This window comes from Streptomyces sp. NPDC043685 (assembly GCF_056436585.1).
On record NZ_JBWKCH010000002.1, the window covers coordinates 187,105 to 207,750 of the forward strand.

A 20,646-nucleotide genomic window follows, 5' to 3' on the forward strand; every position below is an offset into this window, starting at 1 on the left:
TTATAGACACGGCAACGCGACCTTCCGGTTGCATGATGCCCCCCACGGCATCGGTCCATGAACGGGGGCCCCTACCCCCGCGCAGTCCGCAACCGGTCCCGAATCCCCCCAACTGCCGCGAACCCGCAGCATCTTGTCAAGCAGAACACCAGGGTTCTACGGCGTCCATCATGATCGCAAGATGCGAAAGCGGTATTTACCGGTCAAACGCGTTCATTGTGGCGTGCGGGAGGCCCTGTGGGGCCGTGGTGGACAGGCGGGCGCGGATGTTGCCGAAGTGTTCCCTTATGGCCTCCTCCGCCCGCATCGAGTCGCCGGACCGCACCGCGTCGAGGATGTCCCGGTGCTGCCGGCAGGTGACCTTCGGGTCCTGCGGCTCGCCCCCGAGATCCGTGCGCACCCGGTGGAAGGCGTCCCAGAACGCCTCCAAGACCTCGCACAGCAGCACGTTGTCCAGCCCCCGGTAGAGGGTGGCGTGAAAGGCCCGGTCGGTCTCGGCGAGGCCGGCTCCCCGCGCGGCCCGCTCATCCATACGGTCCACGAGCGCGTCCAGTTCAACGAGGTCCGCCTCGGGCAGCCGGCCGGCGAGCCGGGACACGAGCCCGGTCTCCACCGCCTCCCTCAGCTCCAGCAGCTGGAGCAGGGAGTCCTCGCCCCGGTAGTGCCCGGCGACCGTGCGGAAGGCGAGACCCTCGATCATCGGGGCCAGGGACATCGGACCGACGTAGGTGCCGAAGCCGTGCCGGATCTCCACGATGCCCATCGCCTGGAGCGCCTTCAGCGCCTCCCGTACCGAGTTCCGGCTCGCGCCGAGGTACTCCATCAGCTCGGGCTCGGTCGGCAGCGGGGCCCCGGAGGCCAGCCGGCGGTCGATGATGAGCTTCTTGATCCGCTCCTGTAGGTCTCGCGCTGCCATGGCGAGAGGGTATCCGGCCAAGCCCGGAGGGGGGCCGCGAAAGGAGATTCCGGGACGGCGCCCGGCCCACGGGCATGCGAAAGGCCCCCCGCTTCCGCGAGGGGCCTTCCGGTCGGTGCGCCGCCAGGGACTCGAACCCCGGACCCGCTGATTAAGAGTCAGCTGCTCTAACCAACTGAGCTAGCGGCGCCTGCTGACGTCGTAACTCTACAGGACGTCCGCAGGTGCTCCGGACCACCCGCCCGGGCCCGGGAGGGGACCCGGACAGGCGCCCGCGTACATCATTCGGACCGTCAGCATGCGCGTGCGGAAGACAGTTGCGAAACTGACGACGCGCGCCCCGAGGTGCACGGGCGCCGCAATTTCCGCCGGAAGTGTGAGGGGAATCGCATGGAGTCTCCGGTATTCGAGGAAATCGACCCCGCGAGCGATTGCGACTGCCCCGGCTGTGTCCACTGGCGCCGCGTCCTGCCGCATTCCTGGGCCGGCCGGACCGGTGCCCATCCGGCCGCCCACCGGGCTCTCGCCCTGGCGGCCGTGGCCTCCGCCGCCCTCGGCGCGAGCCATGCCGTACCCGCCGCAGCCGCTCCGCACGCTCCTCACCGGCCGGGCGTTCCCGCTGGTGACGAGCCCGACACCCCTCAAGGGGACAGGGCACCGCTGCACGGCCCCGGCGGCCGTCCGGCCAAGCCCGAGGTCGCCCCGAAGCCGACCTCCATCACGCGCACGGAGATCATCGACCGCGCCAGGACCTGGGTCGCCGCGAAGGTGCCGTACAGCATGACCGCCTACTGGTCCGACGGTTACCGCCAGGACTGCTCCGGTTATGTCTCGATGGCCTGGAAGCTGCCCGGAAACGAATGGACGGGCAGCCTCGCCCAGTACGGGGAGAGGATTTCCAAGGAGGAACTCCAGCCGGGCGACATTCTGCTGTTCCACAATGCGGCCGACCCCGAGCAGGGCTCGCACGTCACCATCTTCGGCGGCTGGACGGACGCCTCCCACACCACCTACACCGCCTATGAACAGACCCGTCCGCACACCCGCCGGCAGGCGACCCCGTACGCCTACTGGAACAACTCCGACCGGTACGTCCCCTACCGCTACAAGGGCGTCACCCCCGAGGAGCCGGTCCCCGGGAAGGACGGCGGCCGGCCGGGCGCCCCGGCCGCCACGCCGTACCCGGGAGCGGCGTATTTCGGCCCCGGCGCGAACAACAAGTACGTCACACAGCTCGGCCGCCTCCTCGTCGCGCGCGGGGCCGGCGGCTCCTACGCCTCGGGCCCGAGTCCGCGCTGGACCGACGCCGACCGGCGGGCGACCCGGGCGTTCCAGCTCGCGCAGGGCTGGACCGGTGCGGAGGCCGACGGGCTGCCCGGCCCGCACACCTGGGAACTGCTGGTCACCGGCAAGGGCGAGGACGTGAAGGGCGGGGCGGTCGGCCCACCGCCCGCCTCGCACGGCGTGCCCGGCTATCCGGGGCGGGCGATGTTCCGCCCCGGCGCGCACAACACCTACGTCACCCAGCTGGGCCGGCAGCTCGTCCGCAAGGGGTTCGGCAGGTTCTACCGGGTCGGGCCGGGACCGCGCTGGGGCGAGGCGGACCGGCGCGCCGTCGAGGCCTTCCAGCGCACCCAGGGCTGGCGGGGCGGTGCGGCGGACGGCTACCCGGGCCCGGAGACCTGGCGGCGCCTCTTCTCGTAGGGCCCCCGGGCCCCCTCGGCCCCCTTCGGGCGGGCCCCGCATCCCGGTCGCCCTCCTGGGGCCGCCCCGGGAACCACCGTTGTGACGCATCTGGCGCGGAGGCTGGAGGCACGCATGAGTACGACCACGTCCCACACGTCCGAGCCCGACGGGCCGGCCGACGGCCCGGCCCGGCCGGCCCGGCTCATCCAGAACGAGTCCACCACCGAGATCCCCGTCCACCTGCTGTTCCGTGACGACCCCCATCCGGCGCCGGTCCCGCTGAAACCGGCGGTCGTCGCCCGCAGGCAGGGCACGGGGGAGCAGCCGCGCCTGCGGCGCCCGGCTCCCGCCCCGAAGCGCCCGGTGCCGCAGGTCGACCCGGAACTGGTGGAGCGGCCCGCGCGGGTGCTGCCCGGCGCCGCGGGCGTACTGGCCGGGGCCTGCGGTGCGGCCGGGGGCGTGGCCACCTCCTGGTGGGCCGGTGTGCTGCCGCCGCTCGCCCTGGAGGCGCTGCGGTTGCCCGCGTACGCCGGGGCCGGACTCGGTCCCGCGCAGTGGGCGGCCTACGCCGGGGCCGGGGCGCTCGGGCTGTTCGGACTCGGCGGGCTGGCCCGGGGCCGCACCGGGGGCGCCTGGGTGCTGGGCCTCTTCGGCCGCTACCGGGGGACCGTGCGGCGCTCGGGCCTGCTGTGGGTCAACCCGCTGCTGCTGCGCCGCCGGGTGGACGTACGGCTGCGGCACTGGCGCAGCGAGCCGGTGCCGGCGGCCGACGGGAGCGGGGTCGCGCTGCGGGTGGTCGTCCTGGTGGTGTGGCGGGTGCGGGACACCGCCCGGGCCACGCTGGCCGTGGACGACCACGAGACGTATCTGCGCGAGTGCGTCGAGGCGGCTCTGGCGCGGGTGCCGGTGGAGATGCCGGGCGGGGCGAAGGTGGCCGGGGACGCGGCGGGCGAGGCGCTGACCCGGCTGGTGGCGGCGGACGCGGCACCGGTGGGTCTGGAGGTGTTCTCCGTACAGCCGGTGCGCGTGGAGTACGCCCCGGAGGTGGCCGCCGCGATGCACCGCCGCCGGATCGCCGCGCTGGACGCCCAGCACCGGGCGACCGTGCTGACGTCGGTCGTGGACTCGGTGGAGGACACCGTGACCCGGCTGACCGTGCGGGGCCTGGTCGAACTCGACGACTACGAGCGGAAGGCGCTGGTGAAGGACCTGACGGTGGCGTTCTGCGCCGGGCGCGGAGAAACGACCCCGTGATTGGTATGGACATGTTCAACTAGCGCCCATAATCTCGAACTTGGTCTAGACCTACACGCACGGCTCACCGAACTTCCCCCACGTTCTCCAGGAGCGGCAGCATGCGTACAAGGACCAAGTTGTCCGCGGCCGCGGTGGGACTGGCCACGACCGGAGCCCTCGTGCTCTCCTCCGGCGGCGCCAGCGGCCACGGCTACACCGACCTCCCCATCAGCCGGCAGAAGCTCTGCCAGAACGGCACCGTGACGGGCTGCGGCTCGATCCAGTGGGAGCCGCAGAGCGTCGAGGGCCCGAAGGGCTTCCCCGGCTCCGGCCCGGCCGACGGGCAGATATGCAACGCCGGCCTCGGCCACTTCAGCCAGCTCAGCGCACCGCGGACCCCGTCCGGCGCCGCCTGGCCGACCACCCGTGTGTCGGGCGGTCAGAGCTACACGTTCCGCTGGCAGTTCACGGCCATGCACGCCACGACCGACTTCAAGTACTACATCACCAAGCCGGGCTGGAATCAGGACCACAACCTGGCCCGGTCCGACCTCAACCTGACACCGTTCTTCACGGTGCCGTACAACGGGCAGCGCCCGCCGTCCACGCTCTCCCACAGCGGCAGGCTGCCGTCGGGGCTGAGCGGCCATCACGTCATCGTGGCCGTGTGGACGATCGCCGACACGGCCAACGCGTTCTACGCCTGCTCGGACGTGACCTTCTGAAACCTTGAGGTTCCCTTGAGTCACCGGGGCGGCCGGCGTGGGTAGGTTCCCCTCACGCCGGCCGCTCGGGTCCTGCGCATCGACCTCGGGGGATCCGCGATGGACGTGTTGTTCTACGGCATACCCGGCCTGATCATGGCCGGCGTGCTCGTCATGGCGTTCTGCGTGCTGCGTCGCTGGCTCCAGATCCGCAGCGCCTGGGACAGCGGTCTGACGGCTCAGGCGCGCTGCCTGCGGACCTACACGACCACCCATGGCGGGGGCGACACCTCTGTCAGCACCACGCTGCACCATGTCTACGAGTTCTCCGCGCGCGACGGCCGTGTGATCCGGTTCGAGGAGGAGAACGGGCGGGGGACGATCATCGAGGGCGACCTCGTCACCGTCTACTACACCGACGGCCCCCAGGTCCGGGCCACGGCCCACGCGCCGAGCCGGACCAAGCACGCGGCGGCCACGTTCGGCATCCTGGCGTTCCTCGGCGTGATCGCCGTGTTCTGCGTCGGCTTCATGGTGGTGTACACCGAGATGTCGTCGATCGCGTCGGATGCCGCCGGATTCTGAACAGCGGGAATCCCGACCAACGCCGAGGGGCCCCTCGCTCCCACGAGAGGCCCCTCATCTGTGCGCCGCCAGGGACTCGAACCCCGGACCCGCTGATTAAGAGTCAGCTGCTCTAACCAACTGAGCTAGCGGCGCATGACTCCCGCCTGCCGCTGGAACCGTGTTCCGCGGCGGGCGACGGAGAAAATAATACCCAATGCCGAGGGGTGCTCCGGACCACCCGGGCGAGGGTCAGATCGCCATGGAGAGCAGGACCGGTGCCGCCTGGCGGTTGAGAGCGTCGGCGGCCTGGCGCAGGCGGTGGGCGTGCTCGACCGGCAGGGACAGGGCCAGGCAGCCGACGGAGGAACCGGCCGTGATCGGGACGGCCGCGCAGACCGTGCCGATCGCGTACTCCTGGAGGTCCAGGACGGGCACCGTGGGCGGCTGGGCCGCCAGGCGGGAGAGCAGGAGCCGGTCGCTGGTGATGGTGCGCGAGGTGAGACGGGCCATCTTGTGCCGGGCGAGGTGGTCGCGGCGTCCGGCGTGGTCGAGCTGAGTGAGCAGGCTCTTGCCGATGGCGGTGGCGTGGGCCGAGGAGCGGAAGTCGACCCATTCGTTGACCTTGGGCGTGGCCGGGCTGTCGGCGTACTGGGTGATGCTGATCTCGCCGTCGACGTAACGGCTCATGTAGACGGCGGCGCCGACCGCGTCGCGCAGCCGGTCGAGCGCGCGCTGGAGCCGCTCGCGCAGGGCCTGCTCGCGGTGGTGGGCGGAGCCCAGGCGGATCAGGGTCTCGCCCGTGACGTACGCGCCGTCGGCGATCTGCTCGACATAGCCCTCGCGGCGCAGCATCCGCAGGAGCGCGGTCAACCGCTCCGGGGCGATGCCGGTGTGCCGGGCGATCTCGGTGTCGGTGACACCGCTGGAACCGCGCGCCACCGTCTCCAGGACGCGCAGGGCCTCCTGGGTCGAGTGGTACGGGGTGGTCGGCTCGTGCTTCAGCGCCACGGTGGTCTCCCCCTGCGCTTGCTGTAGGGCCGTAATCCGGTCAGTGAACCTGTTCCAGGTTAACCGGCAATGGGCTTGCGCGGAGCGGGGGTTGACAAGATTCGCGGGGCCCCGGGCTGGGGCAATGACACTCTGGCATATTCCAGAAGCATGCCCCAGCCGGAGGGTTCAGGGTTCCGCTTGGTCGCGGAGGGTAGTCACAGCACTGCGCTGAGGAACTCCCGTGTCCGGTCCAGCTCCGGGTCGCCGAAGATCTTCTCCGGCGGGCCCGACTCGATGATCCGGCCCGAGTCGAACATCAGTACCTGGTCGGAGATGTCCCGGGCGAAGTTCATCTCGTGGGTCACGCAGAGCATGGTGATGTCCGTGGAGCGGGCGATGTCCCTGAGGACGTCGAGCACACCGGCGACCAGCTCCGGGTCGAGCGCGGAGGTCACCTCGTCCAGGAGCAGCACCTGCGGGCGCATCGCCAGGGCCCGGGCGATCGCCACCCGCTGCTGCTGGCCGCCGGAGAGCTGGGCCGGGTGGGCGTCGCACTTGTCGGCCAGGCCCACCATGTCGAGCAGGCCCTTGGCGCGCTCCACCGCCTCGTCCTTCGACAGGCCGAGGACGGTGACCGGCGCCTCGGTGATGTTGCGCAGCACCGTCATGTTCGGGAACAGGTTGAACTGCTGGAAGACCATCCCGATCTTCTTGCGGACCTCGCGGACCTGCTTGTCGGAGGCCGGGAACAGCTGCTGCCCGTCGACCGTGATGGTGCCCTCGTCGGGCTTGAGCAGGGTCATCAGCAGCCGCAGGATCGTGGTCTTGCCGGAGCCGGACGGCCCGATCAGGGTGACGTGCCTGCCGGCGTCGACCGAGAAGTCCAGGTGGTCCAGGACGGTGTTGTCGCCGAACCGCTTGGTGACCCGCTCCAGCCGGATCAGCTCGCCGCCGCTCCGGGCGGGGTCTTTCTCAGGGCCGGTCCCGGGGGTGGGGAGGGTGTCAGTGGGCAAGGCGTCGCTCCAGGGCTCGCAGGGCAAGGGAGGCCAGGTAGGAAATGACGATGAAGGCCACGCCGATCACCGTCAGCGGCTCGGTGAACTGGAAGTGCTCCTGCGAGTACAGGCGCGCCTGGCCGAGCATCTCCAGCACGGTGATCGCCATGACCATCGGCGTGTCCTTGAGCATGGAGATGACGTAGTTGCCGAGCGCGGGCACGACCCGGCGCACCGCCTGCGGCAGGATCACCGCGGTCCACGTCCGGCGCAGCGGCAGGTTCAGCGCCGTCGCCGCCTCCCACTGGCCGACCGGCACGGCCTCGATGCCGGCCCGGTAGACCTGCATCGTGTACGTCGAGTAGTGCAGCCCGATCGCGAAGACACCGGTGGTCAGCGCCGAGAAGGTCAGACCCCACTCGGGCAGCACGTAGAAGAGGAAGAACAGCTGCACCAGCAGCGGGGTGTTGCGGACGAACTCAGTGACCACGCCGACGGGCCAGGTCACCCAGCGCGAGGGCGTCCGCATCAGCAGGGCCCACACCAGGCCCAGCGCGAACGAGATCAGCGAACCGAGGGCCAGGATCTGCAGGGTGACCAGCAGACCGTCCCACAGGTGCGGCAGGAAGCCGCCGACAGCGCTCCAGTCCCACTTCATGCGACAGCACCTCCCACACCGGTGGTCTGCGGGCGGTCCAGCTCCTGGTCGGGCGTGCTCCCGACCGGCTTGCCCGTGCCGGACTTGAGCCTGCGCTCCAGGCCGCGCATCCCGCGGGTCAGGACGAAGGCGATCACGAAGTAGATCAGCAGCACGATCGTGTAGATCTCCGCGCTCTCCTGGAGCGCCAGGCGCACCAGGTTGCCGCTGAACGCCAGGTCGCCCATGCCCATGATCGACACCAGGGCGGTGCCCTTGAGCAGTTCGACCAGCAGGTTGGAGAAGGGCGGGATCATCTCCGGCACCGCCTGCGGCAGCAGGATCAGCCGCAGCCGCTGCCAGGGCGTGAAGCTGAGCGCGATCCCGCCCTCCTTCTGCGCGGGGTCGACCGCGTTCAGCGCGCCGCGCACGATCTCGGAGCCGTACGCCCCGTAGGTCAGGCCGAGCGCGAGGGTGCCCGCCCACAGCGGCACCAGCTGCCAGCCGAAGGCGATGGGCAGCACGAAGTACACCCAGAAGATCATCACCAGCGCCGACGTGCCGCGGAACACCTCGGTGTAGACGCCCGCGAGGAAGCGGACGATCCACAGCCGGTGGGTGCGCGCCACGCCGACGACGAAGGACACCACGGCGCCCAGCAGGGCGCTGCACACGAGCAGCTGGATCGTGACCCAGACGCCCTTGAGCACGAGTTCCCAGAGCCCGGAGGTCATCCGCCGCAGAGCTCCTTCGCGGTCAGATCCGTCATCTCGGCCTTCGTGAAACCGAAGGGCCGCAGGATGCGGAAGAGTTCACCGCTCTTCTTGAGCTTGCGCAGCTCCACGTTGAAGGCGTCCCGCAGGTTGGTCTCCGTCGGCCGGAACGCGAAGGCACCTCCGTCGACGTGCGGCTTGCCGTCCACGAGCGGCGCGAACGGCCTGGTCGCCTCCGCCTTGGAGGACTTCTTCACCACCTCACGGGTCGTCAGCGCCGTGCCGGCGAACACGTCCACGCGTCCCGCCTCGACCGCGTTCAGGCCCGCGACCTGGTCCGGGACGATCAGGATCTCGCTCTCCTCGTACCCCGCCTCGACGGCGTACTGGATCTCGGCGTACCCGGTCCCGGTGGCGAACGTGGCCTTCTTCTCGACGACGTCCTGGTAGTTGTGCAGCCCCTTCGGGTTGCCCTTGCGCACGATGAACGAGTCGAGCATCTGGTAGTCGGGGTCGGCGAAGACGACCTGCTCGCAGCGCTCGGGGTTGACGTACATCCCGGCGGCCACGACGTCGAACTGCTGGCTGTTCAGGCCCGGGATGAGCGAGCCGAACTCGGTGGGCACCGGCTGCACCCGGTCGACGCCGAGCCGCTTGAAGATCACCTTGGCCAGTTCCGGTGCCTCACCGGTCAGTTCGCCGTTCCTGTCGATGAAGCCGAACGGGATCTCGCCTGCGATGCCGAGACGGACGACGCCCGCCGCCCGGAGCCGGTCCAGCAGATCACCGCCCTCGACGTCCGAGGCGGTGGCGACCCTGCTGCAACCGGCGGCACCCAGCGCGCCGAGCGCCGCCACCCCCGCGAGCAGCGACCGGCGTGTGGGCCCGAAGGCGGGCCCGGATATGGGTTCGGGACTTCGCAGTGTGCTTCTGTACGGGCTTCTCAGTGGTGGAGCCATGGGCGCGCGGCTACCCGACCGCATCCGGGTTATGCCGACCTTTTCAAGCCCCGCACTCGTCCCGCGCGCCCTTGACCGCGGCGGCGGTGGGCACTCCCATGGAGGGCATGGCTGATCGCTACATCGAAGTCTCGCTGGTCAAGCGCGACGTCACCTGCACGGCCAGGCTGCTGGACGACCGCGCGCCGATCACCTGCGCGGCCGTCTGGGATTCCCTTCCGCTGGCCGGCGACGTCTACCACGCGAAGTACGCACGCAACGAGATCTACGCCCTTTTCCCGCCCTTCGCCCGAGCCGAGCCACCCCTGGAGAACCCGACCATCACCCCCATCCCCGGCGATCTGTGCTATTTCACCTTCGCCGGGGCGGAGTTGGGGACCAAGGCCTACGGCTACGACCGCGAGGTCCGCGCCGGGACCACGCTCGTCGACCTGGCCCTGTTCTACGAGCGCAACAACCTGCTGCTGAACGGCGACGTCGGCTGGGTCCCCGGCATCGTCTGGGGTCAGGTCGTCGACGGCCTGGAGACCATGGCCGAGGCGTGCAACGACCTGTGGAGGTCGGGAGCTGCGGGGGAGACGCTCAGCTTCCGGAGGGCGTAGACGGGCCGGCGCAGGCCGCCCCCGCCTCGTACAGCGCGTGGGCCGCCCGCAGCACCAGATCGTCCCGGTGCCGGGCGGCCACGAGCTGGAGTCCGACCGGCAGGCCGTCCCCGTCCGCGCCGACCGGCACGCTCGCGGCGGGCTGCTGCGTCATGTTGAACGGGTAGGTGAACGGGGTCCAGCCCGTCCACCGCCGGAGGCCGGACCCCTTCGGCACCTCGGCGCCCGCCTCGAACGCGGTGATCGGCACGGTCGGCGTGACGAGCAGGTCGTAGGTCTCGTGGAAGCGACCCATCCGGCGGCCCAGGTCCATCCGCACGTCCACCGCGGCCAGATAGTCCAGCGCCGAGTACCGGGCGCCCCGCGCGCAGATCTCCCGCAGGCCCGGGTCGAGCGACTCCCGCTGGTGCGGGCCGAGATGCTGGGTCACCCGGGCCGCCCCGCTGAACCACAGGGTGTGGAAGGCCTCCACCGGGTCGGTGAGGTCCGGGTCGGTCTCCGTGACGTACGCGCCGAGCTCCGCCAGCCGCTCCACCGCCCGCCGCACCGCCCGTGCGACGGCCGGCCGCACCGCCACCTGCCCGCCCAGGGACGGGGAGTACGCCACCCGCAGTCCGCGCACCCCGCCCGCCAGGGCGTCCGTGTACGGACCGGCCGGGGCGGCCAGCGCCGACCAGTCGCGTGCGTCCGGGTGGCCGATGACGTCCATCAGCAGCGCCGCGTCCGCCGCGTCCCGGGTCATCGGCCCGACGTGCGCCAGCGTGCCGAACGCGCTGGCCGGGTAGAGCGGCACGCGCCCGTACGTCGGCTTCAGCGCGAAGATCCCGCAGAACGACGCCGGGATGCGGACGCTGCCGCCGCCGTCCGTGCCCAGCGACAGCGGTCCCGCGCCGAGCGCCACGGCCGCCGCGCTGCCGCCGCTCGAACCGCCCGCGGTGCGCGAGGGGTCGCACGGGTTGCGGGTGATCCCGCTGAGCGGCGAGTCCGTCACGCCCTTCCAGCCGAACTCGGGGGTCGTCGTCTTGCCGAGGAACACCGCCCCGTGCTCCCGCAGCCGGGCCACGGAGGGGGCGTCCTCGTCCCACCGCCCGGCCGCCGGGTCCACGGCCTTCGAGCCCCGCAGGGTCGGCGCCCCGCGCAGCAGCAGGATGTCCTTGACGGTGACCGGCACCCCGTCGAGCAGCCCCCGCGGCTCACCGCGCCGCCATCGCTCCTGAGACTCCCGGGCCCGCTCCAGCGCGTCCTCGGCGGTCAGCCGGACGAAGGCGTTCACCTCCGGCTGGATCGCCTCGGCCCGCTCCAGCGCCGCTCTGGTCGCCTCCACGGGACCCCACTCGCCCTTGCGGTACCCCTCGAGGAGCCGTACGGCGGTCAGCTCGGTGAGCTCGGTCATCCACCCTCCCGGGAACGTCAGTGTCCGGGTACATACCCACGCTGCTTGTCGACCACGTTCTCCAGCGGCTTCCCGGCAGCCCACCGTTCGTACAACTCCACGAACTGCGCGCCGAGTTCGTCACGCCAGCCGACGGTGTCGCCGCTCATGTGCGGGGACACGATCAGGCCCGGGGCCCGCCACAACGGGTGCTCGGCCGGGAGGGGTTCGGTCTCGAAGACGTCCAGGGCTGCCCCCGCGATCCAGCGTTTGGCCAGGGCCTCGGCGAGCGCGTCCTCGACGACCAGCCGACCGCGGCCGATGTTGATGAACCGGGCGGAGGGCTGCATCAGGCCGAAGCGGCGGGCGTCGAACATCCCGCGCGTCTCGTCCGTGAGCGGTGCCGCCGCGATCACCCAGTCGGCGCGGGCCAGCAACCGGTCCGTGTCCTGCGGGCCGTGCACGCCTGGGCGTGCGGTGCGGCCCACGAGCGCGGTCTTGATGCCCAGCGCTCCCAGGGTGCGCGCGATCGCCCGGCCGATCGGCCCCGAACCGACCGCGACGGCCCGGGTCCCGGCGATCTTGTGAGCCTCGCGGTGGCGCCAGGTCCGCTCCCGCTGGAGCTCCAGCGTCCGCGGCAGGTCCTTGGCCATCGCCAGGACGAGCGCGGCGACGTACTCCGCGATCGGCTGGTCGAAGACGCCGCGCGCGTTCGTCACCACCGTGTCGGAAGCGGCGAGTTCCGGACACATCAGATGGTCCACACCGGCGCTCGCCGTATGCACCCAGCGCGGCCGGGGGCCGTCTCCCGGCCAGGCGTCCCGCACGGCGTGCGAGGTGAAGTCCCACACCAGGAGGACATCCGCACGCGGCAGGCGCTCGGCGAGCCCGGCCGCGTCGGTGTGCTCGACACGGGCGTGACCGGTGAGGCGCCCGAGGCGGGGGAGGGGTTCGGCGTCCAGGACGAGGAGGGTGGGGATGGGCATGAGCAGCCGTTCCTCCGGCCGGTCGGTGACGACGGGTCGGCCCGGTCTCGGCCGAGGAGCGATCCGGGCGGATTGACCACGCTCGCACCCGAACCTACCGTCGTCAACACGGGCGTTCCCACGATCCGTTGCACACTCGTTGCCCAGCGTGAGGCCGGTGCCTGCCATGGACGTCTCATTTCTCGGCGGGCCCGCCCCGCAGCGTGGGGTCGGCGTCGTCGCCCCCTTCGACTTCGCCCTCGACCGCGAGCTGTGGCGCTGGGTGCCGGACGAGGTCTCGCTCCACGTGACCCGCACCCCGTACGTGCCGGTCGAGGTGAGTCTGGACCTGGCCCGCCTGGTCAGCGAGCACGAGACGCTGAGCGAGGCGGTCCGCACCCTGACCGCGATCGCCCCCGAGGTGGTCGCCTACGCCTGCACGTCGGGCAGTTTCGTCGGCGGCACGATGGGCGAGCGGGCGATGTGCGAGGCGATGAGCAGGGCCGGAGCCGTACCGTCGGTCACCACCTCCGGCGCGCTGCTGGAGGCCCTGGTCGAGCTGGACGTACGGCGGGTGGCACTCGTGACGCCGTACACCGTCTCGGTCACCCGGTCGCTGGAGGCCTACGTCGCCCAGGCCGGCGTCGCGGTGGCCGGCTGCGCCTTCATGGGACTGACCCGGCACATCTGGAAGGTCCCCTACCGGGAAGTCGTGGACATGGCCCGGCAGGCCGTACGCGACGACGCCGACGCGCTGTTCATCAGCTGCACCAACCTGCCCACGTACGACGTGATCCCCCAACTGGAGGCCGAGCTGCGCATCCCCGTGATCTCGGCCAACCAAGTGACGATGTGGGCGGCACTGCGCCGACTGGGTACCCGTGCGGTGGGGCCGTACCAGGCGCTGATCAATCCGGCGGCGCGTTCCGGTCCCGCAGCGCCGGGGGCGGACCCCGGTCCCGTACTGCCGGAAGAAGAGCAGCAGCAGGAAGGCTGGACATGACAGCACTGGGATTTCTCTACCCGGGCCACTCCGCCGAGGACGACTATCCGCGCATCGAGCAGTTGCTGGGCAGCGACATCCGGGTGGACCTGGTGCACACCGACATCGGTGAGGACGCGCACCGCGTGGACGCGCTGCTCGAGATGGGTTCCGCGGGCCGGCTGGCGGCGGGCGTCGAGGAACTGCGGCACGCCGGTGCGGACGCGGTGGTGTGGGCCTGCACCAGCGGCAGCTTCGTCTACGGCTGGGAGGGTGCCCAGGAGCAGGTCCGCACGCTGGCGCAGACGGCCGGCATGCCCGCCTCGTCCACGTCCTTCGCGTTCGCGCACGCGGTGCGGGAGCTGGGGGTGCGGCGGGTCGCCGTCGGGGCCACGTATCCGGAGGACGTGGCGCGCCTCTTCACCGCTTTCCTGGACGTGGCCGGCGTGGAGGTCGTGTCGGTGAACAGCTCGGGCATCATCACGGCCGCCGAGGTCGGCACGTGGGGCGAGAGCGAGCTCCTCGCCCTGGCCCGGAACTCCGACCACCCCGACGCCGAGGCCCTCCTCCTGCCCGACACGGCCCTGCATACGGCGGCGCACATCCCGGCCCTGGAGAAGGAGCTCGGCAAGCCGGTCCTCACCGCCAACCAGGTCACGGTCTGGGAGGCCCTGCGTCTGGCGGACCGCCGGGTGAACGCACCGGAACTGGGAGCCCTCTTCACGAGGGAGCCACTCGTCCAGGCCTGAGGCCGACGGGCCCGACCGGTGCCGCCCGCGCCTGCTGCGGACGGCACCCAGTCGGGCCCCCCTCCCCACCCTTGTAGGCCGCGCCGCGCAGACGGGTGCGCAGTCCGGCCCCGCTCCCGCTCATGCAGCCGCAGCGGTCGAGAAAAGAGGGCCGTGCCCTCGAACGCTCCCTGCGTACGGGCCGGAATCGGTCCCACCCCTTCTTGGGGGCAGTACGGGGCATAACCGCACCAACCCTCAGTTGATAGCTGAGGAATGCTCAACTCCGCCACCTCGAACAGCTCTTGGGTTGACCGAAAGCGCGTTCCCCTTCTGTCGTCCATCCCGGGCACACTGGCCACATCCGCAGCCAGTCGTGCCGTGAAGGACTCCCCGATGGCCGAAAAGGGCCCGTTCAGATCCTCTGCAAGCGCTGTCCAGCTGGCCGGGCGTCTGCTGTGCTGGAGCCTGGCCGCGGCCATGGCCTCCGCCGCCGTGGACGCCCTCCTCGATCCCCAGGTCTCCTGGTGGGGCGTCGCGTGGCTTCTGCCCTGGTGGCTCACCGGCGCGAGCGCCCTCGCGTGGAGCGTCCTGCGGGCCCGGGAGAAGGCCGACCGCCCGCCCCCGCACGAGAATGTGCACAGCGACTGGGAGCGGGCCGCCTGAAGCTCCCGGCGCCCTGACCCGGAATAACCGGAGACAGTCCCCTGTTACAGCCGGAACGACAGCACACGGCCCACAGCAGGAGGCACCCCACCGTGGCGGCAGACGAGATACGCGGCGCAGCGCAGGGCAGCGCCCCCGTCCCCCTCTCCGTACTGGACCTGGTCACCGTCGGGGCCGGGCGCACCGCCTCCGACGCCCTGCGCACCAGCGTCGAGCTGGCCCGCCTCGCGGAGGGGCGCGGCTTCCACCGGTACTGGGTCGCCGAGCACCACTCCATGCCCGGCGTGGCCTCCTCGTCCCCGGCCGTGATCCTGGCCCACCTCGCAGCGCACACCGAGCGGATCCGGCTCGGCTCGGGCGGTGTGATGCTGCCCAACCACGCCCCGCTCGTGATCGCCGAGCAGTTCGGGACGCTGGAGGCCATGGCCCCGGGCCGGATCGACCTCGGTCTCGGCCGCGCCCCGGGCACGGACGGCGCCACCGCCGCCGCCCTGCGCCGCACGGACCGGCTGGACGAGGGCGCCGACGACTTCCCGCAGCAGCTCGCCGAACTGATCCGCTTCCTCGACGACGACTTCCCCGACGGCCACCCGTACCGCCGTGTCCACGCCGTCCCCGGCCCGGTGCAGGCCACGTCCCCCGGCGGCGTCCAGTCCCCGCACCGCCCGCCGGTCTGGCTGCTCGGCTCGTCCGGATTCAGCGCCCGTCTGGCCGGCGCCCTGGGCCTGCCCTTCGCCTTCGCGCACCACTTCTCGGCGCGGAACACGATCCCGGCGCTCGACCTGTACCGCGAGTCCTTCCAGCCGTCCGCGGTGCTCGACGCGCCGTACGCTCTGATCGGCGTCTCCGCACTCGCCGCCGACGAGGAGCGCGAGGCCCGCCGCCAGGTGCTGGCCGCAGCCCTCAGCATGGTCCGGCTGCGCACCGGCCGCCCCGGTCTGGTGCCCAGCCCGGAGGAGGCCGAGACCTACACCTTCAGCCCCATGGAGCGCGAGTTCGTCGACTCCTGGAACGCCAACGTCATCCACGGCACCCCGGACGAGGTCCGCGTGGGCCTGGACGACCTCGCCAAGCGCACCGGCGCCGACGAGCTGATGATCACGGCCAACGCGCACGGCGGGGACGTCCGCGTCCGCTCCTACGAACTCATCGCCGACGCCTACGGGTTGGCGACGCCCGCCTCCGCCTGAACGTCCGGCGTGCCCAGCAGCTCGGAGATGCGGTCCGGCGGCACCGGACGGGAGTAGAGCCAGCCCTGTCCGGTGTCGCAGCCGATGCTGCGCAGCCGGGTCGCCTGGGCCGAGGTCTCCACGCACTCGGCCGTGACGGTCAGTCCGAGCCGGTGCGCGAGCTGGATCATCGCCTCCACGACGACCTCGTCGGCCGGGTTCGCCCGGGCGGCGGCCTCCCGGTCGTCGTACTGGAAGCCGCGCACGAACGACCCGTCCAGCTTCAGCACCGACACCGGCAGCCGGCTCAGATAGGCGAGGTTCGAGTAGCCGGTGCCGAAGTCGTCGATGGCGATGCGGACCCCCATGTCGCTCAGGGCCTTCAGCGTCTGCAACGGCCGGCCCGCCGAGCCCATCACCGCCGACTCGGTCAGCTCCAGCTGGAGCAGATGCGGCGCGAGGCCCGTCTCGGCCAGGGTCTCGGCGACGTCGGCCACCAGGTCCGAGTCCCAGACCTGCCGCACCGCCACGTTCACGCTGACGAAGATCGGCGGCTCGTCGGGGTGGTCCAGCTGCCACCGGCGGGCCTGCTCGCAGGCCGTGCGCAGCACCCAGCGGCCCAGCGGGACGATGGAACCGTCCTCCTCGGCAAGTCCGATGAACCGATTCGGCGTCAGTACGCCGAACTGAGGATGATTCCAGCGGATGAGCGCCTCGACCCCGTGCAGCCGGTCGTCCTCCATGCCCACCAGCGGCTGGTACTCCAGCTGGAACTCGCCCCGGTCGATGGCCGGGCGGAGCGTGGAGGCGAGGGCCTGGCGGGTCATCCGGTGGGCGTTGCGCTCCGGGTCGAACAGGGTCCAGCGGGCCTTGCCGTCGGCCTTCGCCCAGTAGAGCGTGGTGTCCGCCGCCTGCATCAGCGCGGTGGGGGTGGTGCCCGCCGCGTGCCGCTCCACGACCCCGATGGACGCCGAGACCGACAGCCGCTGGCCGGAGATGTCGAACGGGTCCTGGACCGCGCGCAGCGCCGACTCGGCCAGCTCGGCCAGCTGTTCGGTGCCGGTGGAGTCCTCCACCAGCAGCGCGAACTCGTCACCACCGAGCCGGGCCACCAGCGGGATGCTGGTCCGGGCGTGACCGGCCTCGTCCGCGCAACGCGTCAGACGCTCGGCGACGGCGGCCAGCAGCCGGTCCCCGACCCGGTGGCCGAGGGTGTCGTTGATGGCCTTGAAGCCGTCCAGGTCCAGGTAGCACAGCCCGATCCGGCCGGTGCCGCTCTGCTCGTACGACTCCGCCTCCAGCGCCGCCGACAGCCGCTCGAAGAACAGCGTGCGGTTGGGCAGCCGCGTCACCGGGTCGTGCATCTGCAAGTGCCGCAGCCGGGCCTGGAGTTCCCGGCGGGCGCTGATGTCGGCGACGGACAGCAGCACGGCGCCGTCCTCGGCGGGCAGCGGAGCGACCGTCACCTGCACCCACAAGGAGTGCCCGTCGGGGTGCTTGAGCCGGCGCGTGCAGCGCAGCCGTGACTGCCGGCCGCGCAGCACCTCCCGGTAGGCGTGCCAGGTGCGGGCGTCGGAGGTCAGATCGACCAGGTCGGCGGCGACGGACCCGGCGAGCTCCTCCGGGCTGCCGCCGAGCAGCGCGGCGAGCGCGGCGTTGGCGCTGACGACCGAGCCCTCGCGGTCCACGACGGCCATGGCGAGCGGGGCGGCCGCGAAGACGGACCGGTAGGGCTGCCGGGAGGGGGGCTCGGTACGGGGAGACGTATGGATCTCACTCTCTGTGACGACCGGCCGGTCCGGGTCTGCCGCGGGCGCCGGCCCTTCGAAGGTTCCGCTCACCGCTCGCTCCCGCATGTATTCGATCTCTGTCCGTGCAGGAAAGGTCAGGAAAGTGTGCCGATCATAGAGGCTGGCCCCGGGGCCTTCCAGCCGGTGTCCGGCCTTCCCGGCCAACCGGCCCTTCTGCCAGATCGTTTCTGCACGCGCCTGGACGGCTTCTTCAGGCCCCCGACCAGTTGTGACGTTCTGTGAGTGCTTCGGGGGTGTCGGCTTCCGGGTTTTTTCGGCCCCTTCACCCGACCGGTGCAGGCAAACAGGGCGCGGTACGACAAATCACCACAGGCTGGGTGCGGTGTCCCGCGAACCGCACCCGGAGGTACCTGTGCCGCGTCCGTTTCCGCGCGCCCGACTGCGCAGCACCGCGGCCGTGTTCACCACCATGTCCGCGCTCGCCGCCACCTCCCTGGGTATCGGCCCCTCATCGGCGGGGTCCGACTCGGCCGCGCCCTGCGCGCTGACGCGGACCGACGCCCACCACTCGGAGGGTCTGGACACCTGGAACGCCGCGTATCCGCGCCCGGTCCGGGCCCTGGACGCGGTCATGGTCTTCCTGTCCTTCCCGGACGCCCACCCGCTGACCACCCCGCAGGAGCTGACCGCCGACCACTTCCCTTCCACCACCCACTTCTTCGAACGCGCGTCCTACGGTCGCTTCACTCTGCGCCCGCACGCGCTGCCGCACTGGATCCGGATGCCGAAGCCGTCCACCGCGTACGACATACGGCGTGACTGGAGCCCCGAGCACCGGGCCGCGTACCTGCAGGACGCCCTCTCCGTGACCGACCCGCAGGTGGACTTCTCGCGCTACGACGTCGTGTACTTCGTCGCCGACCCGGACGCGCCCGGCGTGGACTCCGACGCCACCAAGGTGGTGAACCTGACGAGCCCGCTGCGGGCCGACGGCACCGACCTGCGCCGGATCGTCACCGTGTTCGAGCAGCACCCGCCGGACCGGCTGGTCCTCGCCCACGAGACCGGGCACGTGTTCGACCTGCCCGATCTGTACCACCGGCCCGTGGACGGCAAGGGCGACTGGGACACGCACGTCGGCGACTGGGACCTGATGGGCAGCCAGTTCGGACTCGCCCCCGACCTCTTCGCCTGGCACAAGTGGAAGCTGGGCTGGCTCGATCCCCGGCAGGTGCGGTGCGTGCAGGACGCGGGGCCCGCCCGGCTCACCCTGGAACCGCTGGCGGCGGGGCCCGGAGGACCGGCGACCGGGACCGCGGGCTCGCAGCCCTTCGGACTCGGGTGGGGCACCAAGCTCGCCGTGGTGCGGACGGGGCCCGAGAGTGTGCTCGCCCTCGAGGCGCGGGGACCGGTGGGCAACGACGAGGGCGCGTGCCGGCAGGGGGTGCTCGTGTACCGGGTGCGGGGCGGGGCGCGGTCCGGGAGCGGCCCCATCGAGGTGATCGACGCCCATCCGCGCACCGAGGCCTGCTGGGAGGACTCCGTCTACCCGCCCCTCGCGGACGCGCCGATCGGCATCGGGGAGAGCTTCACGGTGCCGGGGGAGGGGGTGCGGGTGAAGGTGGAGGGGCGGACGGCTTCGGGGGCCTGGACGGTGAAGATCGCGGTGGGCTACTGACGGACCTCTTCGGCGGCACGCGAAAGGCCCCTCGCTTTCGCGAGAGGCCTTTCACCGTCTGTGCGCCGCCAGGGACTCGAACCCCGGACCCGCTGATTAAGAGTCAGCTGCTCTAACCAACTGAGCTAGCGGCGCCTGCTGACGTCGTAGACCTTAGCACCCTGGTCGGCGGGAGGAAAAATCGAAATCCGCACCGCCGAGCGGGCCGCCCGGACGGCCGCCCAGAGCAGTACCTCGGGGCCGGGAAGCCAGGGCTGACGGGTGTCGGGAGCGACGAGCCAGCGGGAGGTGCACCGGGGCTCGGCCTCGGCCGGGCCGGACGGCGCCGGAACGGTCACCGCGTCACCGGTGCCGTGGCACAGCAGCGGCGGTACGGCGTCCGTACGGCGGGTGTCCCGGCCGTCCCGCGCGCCCCACTCCTCCCACTCCAGCAGCGCGGGGAGCCGCTGAGCCGTCCCCGGGGCGGCGAACAGCAGCATCCGCCCCCGGAACTGGGCGACCGGGCCCGAGCCGGGGCCGTCGTCCCACAGCCGGTCCAGCATCCGCCGGCCGAACATCGCCGGCGCGCTCACCACGTCGAAGACCGACCCGCACGGCAGCACGACCGGTGCGTCCGGGCGCTCCTCCCAGAGGGCGAGCGTGCTTCGCGGATACGTTCCTGCCGAGGCGAGCCAGGCGGCCCCGTCCGGGGTGACATCGGAGGCGTTCCATGCGCTGCTCATGGCAACCAGGTCTACCCGCCGTGAGCGCCCGGTTCCCATGGGTTGCGGGAAATCGGGACAGGGCGGGGTGGGGAGGGGTATCTTGCCCGCCTGGCATATGCCATGGGAGCGGGGAGAGCCCGTGTCCGCGCGGTCAGGCGGTGTCGCCGGGCCTGCGGCCCTCGGCGTCGCCCCGCATCAGCCCCCGACCGAACTCGACCATCTTCTTGGCGTAGTCCTCGGTCCACTCGGCCCGCTCGGCGATGTCCGCGGTCGTCAGCCGGTCGAACCTGCGCGGATCGGCCAGCTGCGCCGCCGCCATCGCCTGGAACTCCACCGCCCGGTCCGCCGCGGCCCGGAACGCCAGCGTCAGCTCCGTCGCCCGGGACAGCAGCGCCCGGGGGTCGTCGATCGACTCCAGATCGAAGAAGTGCTCGGGGTCGGAGGCCGCCTCCGCGGGCTCGAAGAGCAGGGGCGCGGGGCGTAGCCGCGGTTCGTTCCGACGCGGCGTGGGCTCCGCCATGGTGTCTCCTCCTCGTACATCGCGCTGACCCTCCCGGTGGAGCGGGCCACCGTCCATTGTCTCGCGGGCGCGCAAGTGGGCATCGCCGTAGCGGATACGGCCGCCG

At 71.7% G+C, this 20,646-nt stretch carries 21 protein-coding genes and 3 tRNA genes; 10 read left to right on the forward strand and 14 right to left on the reverse strand.

What is annotated here, in order from left to right:
• Window positions 1–196 precede the first annotated feature (196 nt).
• Together AC0665_RS05575 and AC0665_RS05580 are read right to left on the reverse strand one after the other, a co-directional pair.
• Window positions 197–916 carry a FadR/GntR family transcriptional regulator gene (locus tag AC0665_RS05575; protein ID WP_468409524.1) on the reverse strand — a complete coding sequence of 240 codons (720 nt, stop codon included), beginning with the start codon at window positions 914–916 and terminating at the stop codon, window positions 197–199.
• Window positions 917–1,032: 116 nt separating this feature from the next.
• Window positions 1,033–1,106: transfer RNA gene (locus AC0665_RS05580), tRNA-Lys, on the reverse strand.
• Between the two features lie 200 nt (window positions 1,107–1,306).
• Here AC0665_RS05580 and AC0665_RS05585 point away from each other — a divergent pair.
• The 4 genes from AC0665_RS05585 to AC0665_RS05600 all read left to right on the forward strand — a co-directional run bounded on the left by AC0665_RS05585 (window position 1,307) and on the right by AC0665_RS05600 (window position 5,127).
• Complete coding sequence (locus AC0665_RS05585; protein WP_478704480.1) at window positions 1,307–2,620, forward strand: peptidoglycan-binding protein; 1,314 nt, start codon at window positions 1,307–1,309, stop codon at window positions 2,618–2,620.
• 114 nt (window positions 2,621–2,734) lie between these two features.
• Window positions 2,735–3,856: an SPFH domain-containing protein gene (locus AC0665_RS05590; RefSeq protein WP_478704481.1), complete on the forward strand. Its 1,122-nt coding sequence runs from the start codon at window positions 2,735–2,737 to the stop codon at window positions 3,854–3,856.
• Between the two features lie 101 nt (window positions 3,857–3,957).
• Window positions 3,958–4,563: a lytic polysaccharide monooxygenase auxiliary activity family 9 protein gene (locus AC0665_RS05595; protein ID WP_468409518.1), complete on the forward strand. Its 606-nt coding sequence runs from the start codon at window positions 3,958–3,960 to the stop codon at window positions 4,561–4,563.
• A gap of 99 nt (window positions 4,564–4,662) precedes the next feature.
• Window positions 4,663–5,127: a hypothetical protein gene (locus tag AC0665_RS05600; protein WP_478704482.1), complete on the forward strand. Its 465-nt coding sequence runs from the start codon at window positions 4,663–4,665 to the stop codon at window positions 5,125–5,127.
• Between the two features lie 61 nt (window positions 5,128–5,188).
• On the opposite strand, the gene AC0665_RS05605 is transcribed toward AC0665_RS05600, so the two are convergent.
• The 6 genes from AC0665_RS05605 to ehuB all read right to left on the reverse strand — a co-directional run bounded on the left by AC0665_RS05605 (window position 5,189) and on the right by ehuB (window position 9,403).
• Window positions 5,189–5,262: transfer RNA gene (locus AC0665_RS05605), tRNA-Lys, on the reverse strand.
• 96 nt (window positions 5,263–5,358) lie between these two features.
• Window positions 5,359–6,117: an IclR family transcriptional regulator gene (locus AC0665_RS05610; protein WP_478602011.1), complete on the reverse strand. Its 759-nt coding sequence runs from the start codon at window positions 6,115–6,117 to the stop codon at window positions 5,359–5,361.
• A gap of 197 nt (window positions 6,118–6,314) precedes the next feature.
• The gene (gene ehuA / locus AC0665_RS05615; RefSeq protein WP_468409513.1) at window positions 6,315–7,112 is read right to left on the reverse strand and encodes an ectoine/hydroxyectoine ABC transporter ATP-binding protein EhuA; all 798 of its coding nucleotides are present in this window, start codon (window positions 7,110–7,112) and stop codon (window positions 6,315–6,317) included.
• A complete protein-coding gene (gene ehuD, locus AC0665_RS05620) occupies window positions 7,102–7,752 on the reverse strand; it encodes an ectoine/hydroxyectoine ABC transporter permease subunit EhuD (protein ID WP_468633380.1) in 651 nt (216 codons plus the stop codon). The genes ehuA and ehuD overlap by 11 nt, the downstream gene beginning before the upstream one ends.
• Window positions 7,749–8,465, reverse strand: a complete 717-nt coding sequence (ehuC, locus tag AC0665_RS05625) for an ectoine/hydroxyectoine ABC transporter permease subunit EhuC (protein ID WP_478508046.1) — start codon at window positions 8,463–8,465, stop codon at window positions 7,749–7,751. Before ehuC ends, ehuD begins: the two co-directional genes overlap by 4 nt.
• Window positions 8,462–9,403: an ectoine/hydroxyectoine ABC transporter substrate-binding protein EhuB gene (gene ehuB, locus AC0665_RS05630; protein ID WP_478704483.1), complete on the reverse strand. Its 942-nt coding sequence runs from the start codon at window positions 9,401–9,403 to the stop codon at window positions 8,462–8,464. Before ehuB ends, ehuC begins: the two co-directional genes overlap by 4 nt.
• Window positions 9,404–9,510: 107 nt before the next feature.
• Here ehuB and AC0665_RS05635 point away from each other — a divergent pair, with 107 nt between their 5' ends.
• Complete coding sequence (locus tag AC0665_RS05635; protein WP_363122063.1) at window positions 9,511–10,005, forward strand: DUF3830 family protein; 495 nt, start codon at window positions 9,511–9,513, stop codon at window positions 10,003–10,005.
• Here AC0665_RS05635 and AC0665_RS05640 read toward each other — a convergent pair.
• Together AC0665_RS05640 and AC0665_RS05645 are read right to left on the reverse strand one after the other, a co-directional pair.
• On the reverse strand, window positions 9,986–11,398 hold the full coding sequence (locus AC0665_RS05640; RefSeq protein ID WP_478704484.1) for an amidase: 1,413 nt from the start codon (window positions 11,396–11,398) through the stop codon (window positions 9,986–9,988). The genes AC0665_RS05635 and AC0665_RS05640 overlap by 20 nt on opposite strands.
• A gap of 17 nt (window positions 11,399–11,415) precedes the next feature.
• Entirely contained in the window at window positions 11,416–12,363 is a 948-nt protein-coding gene (locus tag AC0665_RS05645; RefSeq protein WP_478704485.1) for a D-2-hydroxyacid dehydrogenase, read from the reverse strand.
• Window positions 12,364–12,529: 166 nt separating this feature from the next.
• Here AC0665_RS05645 and AC0665_RS05650 point away from each other — a divergent pair, with 166 nt between their 5' ends.
• The 4 genes from AC0665_RS05650 (at window position 12,530) to AC0665_RS05665 (ending at window position 15,908) form a co-directional block, all read left to right on the forward strand.
• Window positions 12,530–13,345: a maleate cis-trans isomerase family protein gene (locus AC0665_RS05650; protein ID WP_468409501.1), complete on the forward strand. Its 816-nt coding sequence runs from the start codon at window positions 12,530–12,532 to the stop codon at window positions 13,343–13,345.
• Window positions 13,342–14,073 (forward strand): aspartate racemase/maleate isomerase family protein, encoded by a 732-nt coding sequence (locus tag AC0665_RS05655; RefSeq protein WP_366052024.1) that lies wholly within the window; start codon window positions 13,342–13,344, stop codon window positions 14,071–14,073. The genes AC0665_RS05650 and AC0665_RS05655 overlap by 4 nt, the downstream gene beginning before the upstream one ends.
• A gap of 375 nt (window positions 14,074–14,448) precedes the next feature.
• Window positions 14,449–14,718, forward strand: a complete 270-nt coding sequence (locus tag AC0665_RS05660) for a hypothetical protein (RefSeq protein WP_478704486.1) — start codon at window positions 14,449–14,451, stop codon at window positions 14,716–14,718.
• A 92-nt stretch (window positions 14,719–14,810) separates the two neighbouring features.
• On the forward strand, window positions 14,811–15,908 hold the full coding sequence (locus AC0665_RS05665) for an LLM class flavin-dependent oxidoreductase (RefSeq protein ID WP_478704487.1): 1,098 nt from the start codon (window positions 14,811–14,813) through the stop codon (window positions 15,906–15,908).
• Here AC0665_RS05665 and AC0665_RS05670 read toward each other — a convergent pair.
• Window positions 15,878–17,743, reverse strand: a complete 1,866-nt coding sequence (locus AC0665_RS05670; protein ID WP_478508038.1) for a putative bifunctional diguanylate cyclase/phosphodiesterase — start codon at window positions 17,741–17,743, stop codon at window positions 15,878–15,880. The genes AC0665_RS05665 and AC0665_RS05670 overlap by 31 nt on opposite strands.
• Window positions 17,744–18,050: 307 nt before the next feature.
• Between AC0665_RS05670 and AC0665_RS05675 the strand changes: the two genes are divergently transcribed.
• Window positions 18,051–19,316 carry a M6 family metalloprotease domain-containing protein gene (locus AC0665_RS05675; RefSeq protein WP_478602023.1) on the forward strand — a complete coding sequence of 422 codons (1,266 nt, stop codon included), beginning with the start codon at window positions 18,051–18,053 and terminating at the stop codon, window positions 19,314–19,316.
• A 61-nt stretch (window positions 19,317–19,377) separates the two neighbouring features.
• On the opposite strand, the gene AC0665_RS05680 is transcribed toward AC0665_RS05675, so the two are convergent.
• The 3 genes from AC0665_RS05680 to AC0665_RS05690 form a co-directional block, all read right to left on the reverse strand.
• Window positions 19,378–19,451: transfer RNA gene (locus AC0665_RS05680), tRNA-Lys, on the reverse strand.
• Window positions 19,442–20,038, reverse strand: coding sequence for a bifunctional DNA primase/polymerase (locus AC0665_RS05685; protein ID WP_478602025.1), 597 nt, complete (start codon window positions 20,036–20,038; stop codon window positions 19,442–19,444). The genes AC0665_RS05680 and AC0665_RS05685 overlap by 10 nt, the downstream gene beginning before the upstream one ends.
• A gap of 133 nt (window positions 20,039–20,171) precedes the next feature.
• The gene (locus AC0665_RS05690) at window positions 20,172–20,540 is read right to left on the reverse strand and encodes a hypothetical protein (protein ID WP_363122075.1); all 369 of its coding nucleotides are present in this window, start codon (window positions 20,538–20,540) and stop codon (window positions 20,172–20,174) included.
• Window positions 20,541–20,646: the final 106 nt, after the last annotated feature.